This window comes from Niveispirillum cyanobacteriorum (assembly GCF_002868735.1).
GTDB classification, from domain to species: domain Bacteria; phylum Pseudomonadota; class Alphaproteobacteria; order Azospirillales; family Azospirillaceae; genus Niveispirillum; species Niveispirillum cyanobacteriorum.
This window is the reverse complement of record NZ_CP025612.1, coordinates 852786-868119: the sequence shown is the minus strand read 5'-3', so window position 1 is coordinate 868119 and position 15334 is coordinate 852786. Positions and strand designations below refer to the sequence as shown.

The 15334-nt window shown below is 62.2% G+C and carries 11 protein-coding genes and 1 other RNA gene; 7 read left to right on the top strand and 5 right to left on the bottom strand.

Annotated features, from left to right (window positions below; all coding sequences use genetic code 11):
• Nucleotides 1-65: 65 nt before the first annotated feature.
• The gene (gene nudC / locus C0V82_RS19555; protein WP_102114077.1) at nt 66-986 is read right to left on the bottom strand and encodes an NAD(+) diphosphatase; all 921 of its coding nucleotides are present in this window, start codon (nt 984-986) and stop codon (nt 66-68) included.
• Nucleotides 987-1098: 112 nt separating this feature from the next.
• Here nudC and ffs point away from each other — a divergent pair.
• From ffs to C0V82_RS19540, 3 genes are all read left to right on the top strand, one after another.
• Nucleotides 1099-1196: signal recognition particle sRNA small type (gene ffs, locus C0V82_RS19550), an RNA gene on the top strand.
• 119 nt (nt 1197-1315) lie between these two features.
• Entirely contained in the window at nt 1316-3214 is a 1899-nt protein-coding gene (locus C0V82_RS19545) for a DNA polymerase III subunit gamma/tau (RefSeq protein WP_102114076.1), read from the top strand.
• Between the two features lie 3 nt (nt 3215-3217).
• Nucleotides 3218-3541, top strand: a complete 324-nt coding sequence (locus tag C0V82_RS19540) for a YbaB/EbfC family nucleoid-associated protein (RefSeq protein WP_054169286.1) — start codon at nt 3218-3220, stop codon at nt 3539-3541.
• A gap of 44 nt (nt 3542-3585) precedes the next feature.
• On the opposite strand, the gene C0V82_RS19535 is transcribed toward C0V82_RS19540, so the two are convergent.
• Nucleotides 3586-4485 (bottom strand): LysR family transcriptional regulator, encoded by a 900-nt coding sequence (locus C0V82_RS19535; protein WP_102114075.1) that lies wholly within the window; start codon nt 4483-4485, stop codon nt 3586-3588.
• A gap of 161 nt (nt 4486-4646) precedes the next feature.
• Between C0V82_RS19535 and C0V82_RS19530 the strand changes: the two genes are divergently transcribed.
• The 3 genes from C0V82_RS19530 to C0V82_RS19520 are packed head-to-tail and all read left to right on the top strand — an operon-like array spanning nt 4647 to nt 8155.
• Entirely contained in the window at nt 4647-5696 is a 1050-nt protein-coding gene (locus C0V82_RS19530; protein WP_102114074.1) for an enoyl-CoA hydratase/isomerase family protein, read from the top strand.
• A 25-nt stretch (nt 5697-5721) separates the two neighbouring features.
• Nucleotides 5722-6609, top strand: a complete 888-nt coding sequence (gene mmsB / locus C0V82_RS19525; RefSeq protein WP_102114073.1) for a 3-hydroxyisobutyrate dehydrogenase — start codon at nt 5722-5724, stop codon at nt 6607-6609.
• Nucleotide 6610: 1 nt separating this feature from the next.
• Nucleotides 6611-8155: a malonate--CoA ligase gene (locus tag C0V82_RS19520; protein WP_102114072.1), complete on the top strand. Its 1545-nt coding sequence runs from the start codon at nt 6611-6613 to the stop codon at nt 8153-8155.
• A gap of 3 nt (nt 8156-8158) precedes the next feature.
• On the opposite strand, the gene C0V82_RS19515 is transcribed toward C0V82_RS19520, so the two are convergent.
• The 3 genes from C0V82_RS19515 to C0V82_RS19505 form a co-directional block, all read right to left on the bottom strand.
• Nucleotides 8159-8701 (bottom strand): DUF1697 domain-containing protein, encoded by a 543-nt coding sequence (locus C0V82_RS19515; RefSeq protein ID WP_102114071.1) that lies wholly within the window; start codon nt 8699-8701, stop codon nt 8159-8161.
• Between the two features lie 51 nt (nt 8702-8752).
• Nucleotides 8753-9142, bottom strand: coding sequence for a hypothetical protein (locus C0V82_RS19510; RefSeq protein WP_158660061.1), 390 nt, complete (start codon nt 9140-9142; stop codon nt 8753-8755).
• A 126-nt stretch (nt 9143-9268) separates the two neighbouring features.
• Nucleotides 9269-11539, bottom strand: a complete 2271-nt coding sequence (locus C0V82_RS19505) for a beta-glucosidase family protein (RefSeq protein WP_102114069.1) — start codon at nt 11537-11539, stop codon at nt 9269-9271.
• A 704-nt stretch (nt 11540-12243) separates the two neighbouring features.
• On the opposite strand from C0V82_RS19505, the gene C0V82_RS19500 reads away from it, so the two are divergent.
• Nucleotides 12244-15303, top strand: coding sequence for a TonB-dependent receptor (locus C0V82_RS19500; protein WP_102114068.1), 3060 nt, complete (start codon nt 12244-12246; stop codon nt 15301-15303).
• The last annotated feature ends 31 nt before the right edge of the window (nt 15304-15334 follow it).

The following is a 15334-nucleotide window of genomic DNA, read 5'->3' as shown; positions in this document are numbered from 1 at the left end:
CCGGCTGGAACGAATTTAGGTGCTCAGGATGGCAGGGCGAATGCGCAGGGGCAAGTATCGCCCGTTTACCCGCGCAGCCAAGCCTCGATCAATTTTCTGGAAATACTGTCGAACGGCGGCAGACGGAAGTTTTCACCATTCTGATTCTTTCGCACGAAGTCGCGGCTGAACCAGCGCACATCCTCCAGTTCCTCCTCATCCGCTTTCACGTCCAGAGTGGTGGCGCGGGCGTGGAAGCCCAGCATCAGGGAAGACGGGAAGGGCCAGGGCTGGCTGGAATGGTATTTCACATCCGTGACGCGCACGCCCGCCTCTTCGAAGCACTCTCGCATCACTGTCTCTTCCAGGCTTTCGCCCGGTTCCACGAATCCGGCAAGCGTGGAATACATGCCGGGCGGGAAGCGCGCCTGCCGGCCTAGAAGGCAACGGTCGCCACCATCATGGACCAGCATGATCACCGCCGGGTCATGGCGGGGAAAATGCTGGGCGGCGCAGTCGGGATTGGTGCAGCGCCGGCTGTGCCCGCCTTCCGCCGCCGCCGTGGGCGACCCGCAGGTGCCGCAGAATTTATGCTTGCCGTGCCACAGCATCAGGGCGCGGGTGTAGGCATACATGCCGCCCGCCCGCTGACCGATGCGCGTGCCCAGCGACCGCAGCTCCACAAACCGGCCCAGCTTTGCCACCTCGGCATGGGTATCGACATCTTCCAAAGGCGAGATATCGACAGCGAAGTAGGAATGGCCGCCATCGTCGCCCAGATAGATGGGGGGCATTGCCAAATGCCAGCCCCACCAGTCGGCGGTGACAGGCAGATAGGCAGGAAGCGGCGCGTCATCTGCCCCCGTGATCAGGTGCCGTCCCCGCCACCAGGGGATGATCCTGGTAGCCTGGGGTTGGCGCAGACGGGCGGCAAGCCAGTCCTCATCCTTGCGCCGGTGGGCAGCCCGATCCAGGCCGGAGCCGGCATAGAAGTTCAGTCTCATCATGGTTTAGCGACGGTGACATGCCCGCGCGCAGGCCGCCAATGCACAGGCATCAGGGCGGCCCCGGCGGATTTCTCCCTTGTTTTTCTGCTGACACTCGCCGATATAGGCGTCGGGAGGTTGGCAACGGGCGGGTCCCTCGCCAACCCGGTCAGGTCCGGAAGGAAGCAGCCGTAACGAGTTTCGGCTCGGGTCGTTCGTCCAGCCTCCCACCTTTTCACAAAATTCGCCATCGTCACGCCGCTGTGTCAAAAGCGGTATCGTAAAACCATGGCGTTGGCGCGTCGGCATCACTAAACTGCCGCGTCCTTGCCGTAGACCCGAGACGCCCTGTGACCGACGAGACGAACAGCCATTCCGCCGCCGGTGCCGCCTATCGTGTGCTGGCGCGCAAATACCGGCCGCAGAATTTTGACGAGCTGGTGGGGCAGGATGCGCTGGTGCGGACCTTGCGCAACGCCATTCAATCGGGGCGCATCCATCAGGCCTATATGCTGACCGGTGTGCGCGGTGTGGGCAAGACGACGACGGCGCGCATCATTGCGCGCGCACTGAACTGCATTGGCCCGGACGGGCAGGGCGGGCCAACCATCAGCCCCTGCGGCGTGTGCGAGATGTGCGTGTCCATCGCCGCCGACCGCAATGTCGATGTCATCGAGATGGACGCGGCAAGCAATACCGGCGTCGACAATGTGCGCGAGATCATTGAGGGTGTGCGCTATGCCCCGTCTGCCGCGCGCTACAAGCTCTACATCATCGACGAAGTGCATATGCTGTCGAAAAGCGCCTTCAACGCGCTGCTGAAGACGCTGGAAGAGCCGCCGCCGCATGTGAAGTTCGTGTTCGCTACGACCGAGATTCGCAAGGTGCCGGTGACTGTGCTGTCGCGGTGCCAGCGATTCGACCTGCGCCGTGTGGATCATCCGACCCTGGTGGGCCATTTCACGCGCGTGGCCGCCAAGGAAGGCGTGCCCGTAGAACCCGATGCCATTGCCCAGATCGCACGGGCCGCCGACGGGTCGGTGCGTGACGGTCTGTCGCTGCTGGATCAGGCCATCGCATTGGGCGGGGGCAATGTCACCCTGGCGCAGGTGCGCGACATGCTGGGTCTGGCCGACCGGACCCGTGTCATCGACCTGTTTGAAGCAACCATGACGGGTAAGCCGGCGGATGCGCTGGACATCCTGACCGATCTGCATCGTTGCGGGGCCGATCCAATTGTCATTACCCAGGACCTTCTGGATTTCGCCCATTTCCTGACCCGTGCCCGCGTCATTCCGGCGACCGCCGAGGATGTGTCGATCCCGGAGGATGAACGAACACGCGGCGTGGCCCTTGCCCAGAAGCTGGGCATGGCGTCGCTATCGCGGGCCTGGCAGATTTTGTTGAAGGGTCTGGCCGAAATCCAGCATGCGCCGGTGCCGATGCAGGCGCTGGAAATGGTGCTGATCCGACTGTCCTATGCCTCCGATCTGCCCAGCCCGGCGGAACTGATCAAGAAGATCAATGAAGCGGGCGGGGTTGAGGCGGCGGCGCGCGCCCTGCACGGGGGAAACCAAGGCGGTGGTGGCGGATTTGCCGGTGGTGGCGGTCCGGGGCCGGTCGTGCATTCGGCCCCGACCCAGGGGGCGCCCATGGCCATGGTGGCGGGCGGAAGGGCCTTTGCCGGAGCACCGGCGCCTGCACCGATGGCTACGCCGCAGCCCGTTGGCAAGATCGATACGGTACCGGAACCAACCAGCTTCCGTGAGGTTGCCGACCTATTCCTGGACAAGCGTGAGGGCGTGCTGGCCGGCATGCTGCGCGCGTCGGTCCATCTTGTCCGGTTCGAGTCCGGAATGATTGAGCTGCGCTTGTTGCCGGCCTGCCCGCAGAACCTGCCCGGCAAGGTGGGGCAGTTGCTGACCGAGTGGACGGGCAAGCGCTGGGTCGTATCCGTATCCGGTGCTGCGGGTGAGCCGACCATCGCCGAACAGGAGCGCGAGGCCGAGCTGCGCCAGCGTGCCGAGGCTGCCGAACATCCGCTGGTCAAGGCTGTCCTGGAGGCGTTCCCGGGCGCTAAGATTGACAAGATCATCGACCAAAGCCAGGTGACCCTAGCCCCGCCGCCGATAGCCGAACCCGAAATTCCCGAAGCGATGGACGCTTTTGGGGGTGACGAGATGGCCGACAGCCCTTATTTCGATGCACCACCGCCCACGGATGAGGGCGATTATGAAGGAGACTTCTGAGCCATGAAGAATATCGGCCAGATGATGAAGCAGGCCCAGCAGATGCAGTCCAAGATGGCTGAGATGCAGGCCAAGATGCAGGAACATGAGGCCACCGGCGTGTCCGGCGGCGGCATGGTCAAGCTGACCCTTAACGGCAAAGGCGATCTGCGCGGCCTGAAGATCGACAAGTCCATCGTCGATCCCGAGGATGTCGAGGTTCTGGAAGACCTGATCACCGCCGCCTATAACGATGCCAAGGGCAAGATCGAGGCGTTTACGGCAGAACAGACCAACGCCATGATGGGCGGTCTGAAGCTGCCGCCTGGCTTCAAGATGCCATTCTGATTGTTCCTTCAGGTGCCGGGTGCCGCCAGCTGGCGACTTTCCGGCTAACCCTGGAACAGCCGTGCGTTGCGCTTTACCTCTTCCGCGATGAATTCTGCGGCCACGCGGATGCGGGAGAGGTGGCGCACATCGGAATGCATGACCAGCCAGAAGCTGCGGATCAGCTTCACCTCTACCGGCAGCAGCCGGACGAGGTCTTTCTCCCCTGCAGCCATGAAACAGGGCAGAACAGCAATGCCGTTGCCGGCCTGCACCGCCCGGAACTGCGCCACCAGACTGGCACTTTTCAAATAGGGGCGGATATCGCGGGAGACGAGCGGGACGTAATCCAGCTCCGGCGTATAGAGCAGATCATCTATATAAGAAATAAAGCGGTGGGCTGCGAGATCGCCCGGCCCGTCGATGGGCGCCGCTGTGTCGAGATAGGACCGTGCGGCGTAGAGGCCCAGTTCGTAATCAGTCAGTTTGCGCGCATGCAGGCGCCCTGCCTCTGGTTGTGCTAGGGTCACGGCGATGTCCGCCTCGCGCTTCGAAAGGCTGAACAAGCGTGGCATGGCCACCAGCTGCACTTCCAGGTCCGGATGTAGTGCGCCCAGGCGACCGATGCGCGGGGCCAGGAAGAAGCTGCCAAAACCGTCGGGCGTGCCGATACGCACAGCCCCCGACAGCCTAGCCCCCGCGCCTGACAAATCCTCCTGAATGGTCAGCGCCATGCCCTCCATGGCTTCGGCACTTTGCAACAGCGTCTCACCCGCCTGGGTCAGGCTGTATCCCGTGGCGTGGCGCTCAAACAGGGTGGTGCCCAGCGCCTGCTCAAGGCCCGTCAGGCGGCGGCCCAGGGTGGTGTGATCCACCCCCATGCGCTTGGCGGCCAGGGTCAGCCGGCCCGACCGCGCCACCGCCAGGAAGGATTGCAGATCGTCCCAATCAAACCGGCTGGCCATGCCCACTCCATGCGAGTTTGCGCACAATAACGGCGAGGAACTTCGCATGGATGTGCGTCTGGCCGCAATGGTACTGGTTGAGATGCGGAATTCGTCGCCGTGGCGATGTATAAGAGGGCGTTTGCAGCCCCGGTCAGGGCGATTGAAAGGGAGGATGGGTTTTGAGCAAGGATGTCATCTGCACCGTCAAAGGTGCCATCGGCCATGTTCTGCTGAATCGGCCCAAGGCGTTGAACGCCCTGACGCTGGGCATGGTGGAGGTGATAGCCCCGGCATTGGACGCGTGGGCCGCCGATCCCGCCATAAAGGCCGTGGTGATCCGAGGGGCCGGTGACCGGGCCTTCTGCGCCGGGGGTGATGTCCGCGCCGTTTGGGATGCTGGGTGGGAGCGCAAGCGCGGGGAGGGCACGGGTGCCCTGACTGCCGCCTTCTTCGGCGGGGAATATCGTCTGAACCGGCAGATCAAGCGATTTCCTAAGCCCTATGTTGCGTTGATGGACGGCATCACCATGGGCGGCGGTGTCGGCCTGTCGGTCCATGGCAGCCACCGGGTGGTAACGGAAAAGACCATGCTGGCCATGCCGGAAACCGGCATCGGCCTGTTCCCGGATGTGGGCGGGACGTATTTCCTGCCACGCGTGCCGGGCAAGCTGGGCCTGTATCTAGGCCTGACGGGGGCCAGGGTGCATGCGGCGGACCTGCTTTATACCGGGATTGGCACGCATCATGTGCTGTCCGCTTCGCTGGATGCCATCGAGGCCGCGCTGGCCGACGGGCAGGATGTGGATGCCGTGCTGGCAGCATATGCCGCCCCGGTTGGGGAGTCACCGTTGGCCGCCCTGCGTGACGCGATTGATGTGGCGTTTGAGGCCGAGGATGTCGAAGGCATCGTGGCGGGCCTGATTTCTCAAGGAACCGCCTGGGCCGACAAGGTGGCGGAGACCATCCTGTCCATGTCGCCCACCAGCCTGAAAGTCACATTCGAGCAGCTGCGGCGCGGGGCGGCACTTGAATTTGATGACTGCATGCGCCTGGAATTCCGTATGACCCAGGCCGTGATGGACGGCAACGACTTCTTCGAAGGTATCCGCGCCGTCCTGGTGGACAAGGACAGAAGCCCGAAATGGAACCCCGCCAAGCTGGCCGACGTGTCGGCGGCGGATGTCGCGTGCTACTTCGCGGTGCCGGCGGGTGGAGACTTGGTGTTTTAAAAGATAACTCAAGGAGGAAATGACCATGGCGACCATTGCGTTCATCGGGCTGGGCAATATGGGGCTGCCCATGGCCAAGAACCTTCTGAAGGGCGGGCATACAGTGCTGGGTGTCGATCTGGCACCCGCCAATATCGCGGCGGCAAAAGAGGCGGGGCTCGATACGTCCAAGTCTGCCGGTGACGCAGCTGTGATTGCGGATGTCGTTGTTTCCATGCTGCCTGCCGGCCCGCATGTCCGCGCTGTTTATGGTAATGCCGGTGGGGTGATCGAGCGGGCGCGGCCCGGCACGATCTTCATCGACAGCTCCACCATTGACGTGGACAGCGCGCGGGCCGTGATCGCGCAGGCGGAGAAAGCCGGTCATCTGATGGTGGATGCGCCCGTATCGGGGGGCACCGGTGGGGCGGCGGCGGGAACGCTGACCTTCATGGTGGGCGGGACCGAGGCGGCGTTCGCGGCGGCACAGCCGTTCCTGGCGCTGATGGGCAAGAACATCGTGCACGCTGGCGGGCCTGGCACGGGCCAGGCGGCCAAGATCTGCAATAACATGGTTCTCGGCATCTCCATGATTGCCGTGTCGGAAGCGTTTGCGCTCGCCGACAAGCTGGGTCTGGAGCGGCAGAAGCTGTTTGACATTTCCAGCACGTCGTCGGGCCAGTGCTGGTCCCTGACCAGCTACTGCCCGGTGCCGGGGCCGGTGCCGACGTCGCCTGCCAACCGCGATTATGCGCCGGGCTTTGCGGTCGACATGATGCTGAAGGACTTGAAGCTGGCGCAGCAGGCAGCAGCCAGCAGCGGGGCCAGCACACCCCTTGGCGCGCAGGCCGCATCCCTGTATCAGCTATTCTCAGCGGCGGGGAACGGGGGGCTCGATTTCTCCGCCATCGTGAAGATGTTGCAGGGGAAATGACATGAGCGGCGGGAAAAGCGGCAATCTTTACCATCTGTTTGAAAGCCGTTTTCCCGCCGATCCCACAGCCCGTTTCATCACCCTGATGGACGGGCCGCGCCAGGGTGTGTGGTACAGCTACGCCGACGTCGCCTCCATCTCCGCCCGTTTTGCCCATGCCATGGCGGCCTTGGGCGTCCGCCGAGGCGACCGCGTGGCGGTGCAGGTGGAGAAGAGTGCGGAGAACCTGTTCCTGTATCTCGCCACGCTACGGTTGGGAGCGGTCTATCTGCCGTTGAACACCGCCTATCAGCGCGGCGAGGTCAGTTACTTCCTTGAAGATGCTGCCCCAGCCCTGTTCGTTTGCAGGCCCGAGGATGAGGCAGGCATGAGGGAACTGGCAGCGCGGTGTGGTGTGCCAGCCGTGACGACCTTGGGCATTGCTGCGGATGGCAGCCTGCCCGATATGGCCCTGAACCTCAGCCATGAATTCGAGACGGTGGCGGTGGGGGAGGATGAGCTGGCGGCCATCCTCTATACATCGGGCACCACGGGCCGGTCGAAGGGCGCAATGACCAGCCATGGCAATCTGGCCAGCAATGCCCTGACCCTGCATGAATTGTGGGGCTTTGTGCCGGGTGACGTGCTGCTGCATGCGCTGCCGATCTTCCATGTGCATGGGCTGTTTGTCGCCACCAACACCACCCTGCTGAATGGCGGGCACATGCTGTTCCTGTCGAAATTCGACGCGGACCGGGTGGTGGAGCTGCTGCCGCAGGCCAGTGTGCTAATGGGGGTGCCTACCTTCTATACCCGCCTGCTGACCCATGCCGGCTTTACGCGGGAACTGGTGGCGCATATGCGTTTGTTCATCAGCGGGTCAGCACCCCTGCTGGCCGATACGCATACGGAGTTCTCCACCCGGACCGGTCACGCCATTCTGGAGCGTTATGGCATGACAGAGGCGGGGATGATCACGTCGAACCCACTGAATGGTGATCGTGTGCCGGGGACCGTGGGCTTTCCGCTGCCGGGCGTGTCGCTGCGGGTTGCCGCTGAAACGGGGGCGTTGCTGGGCACGGACGAGATCGGGCAGATTGAGATCAAAGGACCCAATCTGTTCAAAGGCTATTGGAACAAGCCGGAAAAGACAGCGGAGGATATGCGCGCCGATGGCTTCTTCATCACAGGCGATGTGGGGAAGATTGATGGGCGTGGGTACGTTCATATCGTGGGGCGTGCCAAGGATCTTGTGATCTGCGGCGGGTTCAATGTCTATCCCAAGGAGATTGAGACGGTGCTGGACGCCATTGACGGCGTTGTCGAAAGTGCCGTCATCGGCGTGCCGCACCCCGATTTCGGTGAGGCGGTGTCCGCGATCATCCAGAAGAAGCCGGGCCGCGACGACGTCACGGAAGCGTCGATCATCGCGCATGTGAAAGGCGAACTGGCCAATTTCAAAGTGCCCAAGCGGGTCTGGTTTGTGGATGAATTGCCACGCAACCAGATGGGCAAGGTACAGAAGGCGGCCCTGCGCGAGCAGCACAAGGCGGCGTTTGGGGGCTGAACCTCAGCTGACCATCATCGCCGCCAGCTTATTCAACGTCGTCCAGTTGCGTGACGTGCCGGTAACGCCGGCCAGGCGCAGCAGCTTCACCGGGTCGGTGGCGGCCTTGCCAGCCCCGTTGATGAAATGCATGTAGAGCAGGTCGCCGGACAGGTGCAGACGGTCGGGACCGGTTTCCAGGGCCGACAATTTCGCGGCGCCCGCCGCGTCTGGTGCCTTGGACAGGAAGAACACCAGCAGATGGTTGGGGGTGTCGGCGGCGTCGGGGAAGGGGTTTCCGGCGATGGCAGCCTGCACCTGTGCCGCGTCGCGCAGGATATGGTCGGCGGTAAAGCCGAATCGTTTGGCGAACACGGTCTCCAGCCGGGGCTGTAAGCTTTCAGGCGGCTCGTCGCTGGCTGTGTCGAACAGCAGGTTGCCGGATTGCAGCAGGGTGCGGACGTTGGTGAAGCCCAGTTCCTCGTAAAGCTGCTTCCACAGGGCCATCTTCACGGTCTTGTTGCCGCCGACATTGATGCCGCGCAGCAGGCAGGCGAGGGTGGGCATGAAAACTCCGGTCGATGGGGCGGACAATACCGCCCCATGTAACCGTTTTGATCAGGCCGCCGCCAGTGTGGCGCGGCCCCGCAGGCTGAAGATTTGTGCGGCACTGATCCCGGCGACGGCCAAGGCCTGAACCAGGATAAAACCGGTGCCGAGTGGCGTGGTCCAGCCCAGCGACAACAGGGCGAGGCTGCCCGCGACCCAGAACAGGTTCAACGCGATCATCACCTTGGCGGGACCCGCCGAGACGCCCACCCGCCGCCCGGCCCAGGCCGCGAACAGGGTGCAGGGGAACAGGATGATGCCCGCTTCCAGCAGCAGCCAGGAGGGCAGGCCCAACAGCGGTTCCAGCAAACCGGCGCCCAGTGTCAGCAGCAGGCCCGAGGCCAGGCAGGTGGCGGCGTCGATCAGCAGAAGCTGGCGGGTGAGGGGACCGATACCCATGATCATCTCCATCAATTGGCGTTGTGATGGGGGGATGATGACGCGCCGGTGTGGGCGGCGCGATTACCTGTGGCGTAATGACGGTCAAGAAAAAGGGCCGCCCGGAAGAGCGGCCCTTGATCGCAGTTACTTGCCCTTCACGGCACTGAAACTGCCGCCCTTCAGAGTGACCTCCGTGGTCACTGGCAGGTCAACCGCCGACGCACCCAGCCAGACCTTGTAGCGGCCGGGCTTCACCACCCATTCCTTCTTGGACACGTCAAACGTGGCCAGCAGGCGGGCATCGACGGGGACGGAGAAGCGGCTGCTGGCGCCAGGGGCCAGTTCCAGCTTCTGCCAGCCGGCCAAACGCTTGGGCGCTTCCCAGCCGCCGCCGACGGGGCCGATATAAAGCTGCGGCACGGCCTTGCCGGTGCGGGCCCCCTTGTTGGTGACAGAGCCGGACAGGGTCAGGGTACCGTCGGAACCGACCTCTGCCTTCAGGCCGCTATAGCTGAAATCGGTGTAGGACAGGCCGTAACCGAAGGGGAACAGCGGCTTGAGGCCCTTCTGGTCGAACCATTTATAGCCGACGGCGGCCCCCTCCATATAGGCAACGTCGAACTTGGTGCCGTCGGGCAGGCCTTCACCATCCAGTTTGGGACGTGGCAGTTGATCTAGGCTGGCGGGGAAGGTGACGGGCAGGCGGCCGCTGGCATCCACCTCGCCATAGAGCACACGGGCAATCGCCTCACCACCGGCGGTTCCGGGATACCAGGCGGCCAGGACCGCGCCCACATCCTTGAGCCAGGGCATGAAGACGGGGCCGCCGGACTGCACCACCACGATGGTGCGCTTGTTGACCTTGGCGACGGCGGCGACGAGCGCATCCTGATTGTCGGGTAGGGTCAGGGCGAAATCCATCGCCTCCCCCGTCCATTGGTTCACGAAGACGATGGCCAGATCGCTGCCGGCGGCCAGCTTCGCTGCCGTAGCCGGGTCGGTGCCCGCATCAAAGGCGACATCACCGCCGGCGCGCGCCTGGATGGCGGCCAGGGGCGGGTTGGCATGATAGACGATGGGACCGGGGAAATTCTTCGGCCCCGTGCCCGGCACAGGATTACCGCCGCGCCCGAAGACGGTGGAAGAACCTCCGCCCGACATCACTCCCTTGTCGGCGTGACCACCGATGACGGCGATCTTTTTTGCACCGGCTGCCAGGGGCAGCAGATCACCCTGATTCTTCAGCAGGACGATGCCTTCCTCTGCGTCGGCGCGCGTGATCTTGGCATGGGCCTCATAGTCGATCTTGTGATCGTCGACCGTGACGGGATTGTCCATCACGCCATGGGCGAACAGGGCGCGCAGGATGCGGCGGTTCATATCATCCAGCCGGGCCATGGGCACGGACCCATCGGCCAGCGCCTTGCCCAGCAGATCGGCGCCGAAGAACATCTCCTTGTCGAAGATATAGCCCGATTCCTGGTCCAGACCGTTATTGGCGGCCTTGGCGGTGCTGTGCACGGCGCCCCAGTCGGACATCACATAGCCCTTATAGCCCCAGTCGCCCTTAAGCACCTTGTTCAGAAGGAAGTCGTTCTCGCAGGCATAATCGCCATTGTAGCGGTTATAGGCGCACATCACGGAGCCGGGGTTCGACCGCTCCATGGCAATCTCAAAGGCCAGCAGGTCCGACACGCGGGCACCTGCCTCATCAATATTGGCGGACAGGACGAAACGGCCTGTCTCCTGCGCATTCAGGGCATAATGCTTGATGGTGGAGATGATGTTGTTGGACTGAATGCCGCTGATCTGTGCGCCGACCATAATACCGGCCAGCAGCGGGTCTTCCGTCCCATATTCGAAATTGCGGCCATTGCGCGGTTCGCGCACCAGATTGATGCCGCCGGCCAGCATGATGTTGAAGCCCGACAGCCGGGCCTCCTTGCCGATCATGGCGCCACCCTGGCGGGCCAGTGCGGGGTTCCAGGTGGCAACCGTCGCGATGCCGGCGGGCAGGGAGGTGCGCTCGCGCATCGGCTCGCTCGAGTCCCGCTGGGTTGCCACGCCGACGCCGGCATCGGTCTGCCACTGTGCTGGGATGCCAAGACGGTCGATGCCAGGGACGTAGCCAGCCGATCCCATGCGGATGCCGGCGGGCGGGACATAATTACGTTCCTTGAACGGCGATCCGAAATAGCCGAAGACCAGCAACTTCTTCTCGTCCACCGTCATTTCGCGCAGCAGCAGATCAGCGCGCGCGTCGGCGGAAAGGGAAGTGTCCATCCAGGGACGGGCGGCCGAGGCCGTGGTGGCAGTGGCCGGTGCCGCACTTTCGGCGGCCCGCGCAGTGCCAGCGGTCAGAGCCGTGGCCAGCAGCAGGGTAGACATGAAGGCCCGCATCTTCCTGTTATTCATTGCCGTTTCTCTTTCGTCGTTTATGGCACAGGCCGAGGATCGGATGATCCAGCGTCCTCCCGCATCAGTTTTCATCCTTAAAAGGACAGGCTTTCTGCCGCCGAAATGATGGCTTGTCCTGCTCCTCCCAAAGGCGTTCCCCCGACATTTGGTGCGGGTGGTTCAATCTCCATAGTAGCACCGGTGTGACACCGTGCCAGTGAAATCAGACAACGTTGTCTGATTTCTGTCTGTCCTAACCTTCGTAAATCCTCTCCCAACCGTGACATCCTGGCAACAATGATGAGATTGGGCTGGCTGCGGCAGGAAGGCGTGCCAGGGAAATGCTTGAAATCTCATGATTTGGGCGCATGCGTCTCGCAGTCGCGGAAACTTTTGATAAGCCATTCCGCTACGGATTATGCGTTTGTAACCCAGACAGCCTATGTTCGCGCTGTCACTTTGTATGACAACGATGACATATAGCGCTTGACATCAAACCGGCCTGTCGTAAATTCAGAACCACTAAGGATGGGAGCGTGTGACGAAACACGCCGGATGGGTGGGGAAACAAACCGAGCGGCTAAATAAATAGCCCGAAGGAAAATATCAGACGCATGGCACCCTGAAATGGTGTTCTGCGAATGATCCCGCGCATTCTGGCGCCAAAAAATCACACGTAAAACTTTGCTCTGAGGGAGGATCTCTTGACAGGGATGCATTCAATGCTTGGTCGCGGCGTCGCCGTGGCCCTGCTGGCAAGCGCGTCGCCGTTCGCGCTGGCGTCGACCGCCATGGCCCAGGCCGCACCGGCAGCCACCGATACGCTTGATGAAATCATTGTCACCGGCGTGCGCGCTTCGCAGCAGCGCTCGGTCGATGTCAAGCGCAACCAGACGGCCATCGTCGATGCCATCTCGTCCGAAGATATCGGCAAGCTGCCGGACGTGACCATCGCGGACAGCTTGCAGCGCGTTCCCGGCATTCAGATCCGTCGCGACGCTGGCGAAGGCTCGACGGTGAATGTGCGCGGTCTGCCGCAGGTCATCACGATGCTGAACGGCGAACAGTATCTGTCCGCCGGCAACCAGGGTGAAGCCAAGCCGAACCTGACCGACGTTCCGGCCCAGCTGATGAATGCGGTCGTTGTCTATAAGAGTACCGAGACCAAGAACGCCCTGTCGGGCATTTCCGGCACCATCGACCTGCGCACCCGCCGTCCGTCCGACATGCCCTATGGCTTCTCCGCCTCGGGCGCTTTGGAAGGCCAGACCGGTAAGGACACGAAGGAAAAGGATTACCTGGCTAACGGCCTGGTGGCCTATCGCGGTGACCGTATCGGCGTGCTGGTGTCTGCTGCCGGCAGCCAGTCCAATCTGGGCAACAACTTCTCCGGCGTGGCACCGGGCCCCGGCGTGGGCGGGCTGTCAGGCAACAATGATTGGGGCGGCACCGCTCCCAACCAGTTCATCTCGCCGCACGGCTTTGAAAGCTTCAAGAAGGAAACGGAGCGCGACCGTCTGTCCGTGTCTGGTGCGTTCGAAGCCGATCTGGGGGAGGGCTTCACCTTCCTGGCTGAAGGCTTCTACACCAAGATGGACGAGTATAACCGCGCTGCCGGTTTGAACATCTCCAACCGTTGGTCGGGCGACGCTTTCGGTGTCTGGACCAAACCGACCGACAGCACGCCGGTCAGCGGCGGCAACTGGCTGGCCGTGGATGAGTATGACATTGACGCCTGGTGGGTGAACTCGTTCTCGGTCAACCGCGTCAACAAGTCCGAGTCCAAGAACTACAACGCCGAACTGAAGTACGACAATGGCGGGCCGTTCAAGATGGAAGCCCGTGCCATGCGGTCGGATGCTGACCGCCTGTCGATGAATGGTCAGGCCCAGGGCGATCTGTCAAACTGGAAGTATGCGCCGGGCCGTTTCACGCTGTTCCGTGACGCCAATGATCGTACCCGTGGCACCTTCTACCCGGCCTCGATTGCCTCGACCTTCCCCGCTTCTCGCTACACTAACAACGTCGTTGGCAGCCTGGGTGGTCGTTATGTCGACCCGAACCCGCTGGGCTACGGCCAGAACCCGCAGCTGCACTATGACATCTCGGGCAGCAGCCCGGTCTGGTCCGGCTTTGACAAGGTCATCTCCGGTGGTCTGGGCGCTGGCAAGACCCTGACCGACTACATGGCGAACAAGGACAGCTACGCGATTGGCGCTTTCTCCTCTGAAGGCAATAACGAGGCGAAGTCTGACCTGAACGTTTATCGTATCGACACCCATTACGATTTCGAGGAGCCGCTTGGTGGTTTCCTCAACAAGATCGACGTGGGTATCCGCCGCAGTGATCGTTCCGTGTCCATCGAACAGTTCCACCTGTTCTCTACCTTCTACCAGGGCAAGGGCGTGAACGACAAAGGGCAGCCCAACACGTCGGGCTGCTCGGCCCAGTGGAAGGCCATCGACGTCGTCATGAACCAGAACCAGTGCCAGGCCGGCGAATTCGTTCGCGACCCGGTCACGGGCCAGCAGGTTTTCCAGGGCTATACCGTCAATGCCCCGACCCGCCTCGACACGTACAACAACGTGATCTGGGTGGACAATATGGGCTCCATCACCAAGGGCGTCCCTGGCTTCTGGGCTATCGACCCGCGCGACTTCGACGATCCGGAGGCCTTCCACAAGAAGGTGTTCGGTGGTGCTGATCGCGCCATCATCCCCGGCCAGTCTTATGCCGTCGATCTGACGGAAGACAGCGGCTACCTGAACACGACGTTCGAGTATGGCCGCCTGTCCGGTACTGCCGGCGTGAAGATCATCCGTACCGAGCTGCAGGTTCGCCAGAACATCACCGGCGACACCCTTAACTATGGCGACACGAACATCGATGCCGGTGATGTCGTTTCCAAGCGCAGCTATTATGACTACTTGCCGGCTGTGAATGCGTCGTATGACGTTACTGACGATCTGCGTTTGCGCTTTAGCTACAGCAAGACCATGCAGCCGCTGGACCTGCTGAAGTATGGTGGCGCTCTGAAGATCAACACGGCTGATGATCCGGGCCTGGGTATTCGCGTCGTGACCAGCGCCGAGGCTAATGGTAATCCTGATCTGGATCCGTGGCGTGCGGACAATTGGGATGCGGCGATCGAATATTATATCGGCGACGCCAGCATGCTGAATCTCGCCGTGTTCCGGATGAACATCGAAAGCTATGTCGTCACCCGCACCACCGCCGACGGTCGTTTCCCTGACCAGGACGGTGTCATCCGCCGCACGGTCAACGTGACCCGTCCGCAGCAGGGTGAAGGCGGCCGCGTTGAAGGTGTTGAGGTTGGCGCCAAGCTGTCCTTCAAGGACTTCCTGGACAATGACAGCTTCATCTCCAACTTCGGTGTCGATACCAACTACACCTACTCGCCCTCCGAACAGACCCTGTCGTCGGGCAAGAAGCTGGCCTTTGCCGACAATTCCAAGCATCAGTACAACCTGATCGGCTGGTACCAGGATGATAATTTCCAGGCACGTATTGCTTACAACTTCCGTAGCAAGCGTCTGGAAAACACGTTCAAGGACTTCCCCGTCTATCAGGACAGCACGCAGTTCGTTGACGTGAACCTGAGCTACAACATCAACGAAAAGATCACGATTTACGCCAACGGCTCTAACGTCACTGGCGAGATCGAGGATTACTTCGTGGAGTTCGCGCCCGGCACCACCCAGTATGCTTGGCAGAACGAGTATGAAAGCCGTTACACCGTCGGCGTCCGCTTCAAGTGGTAATCAGCGTATAGGTTGAGTAAGAGGGCGCCGC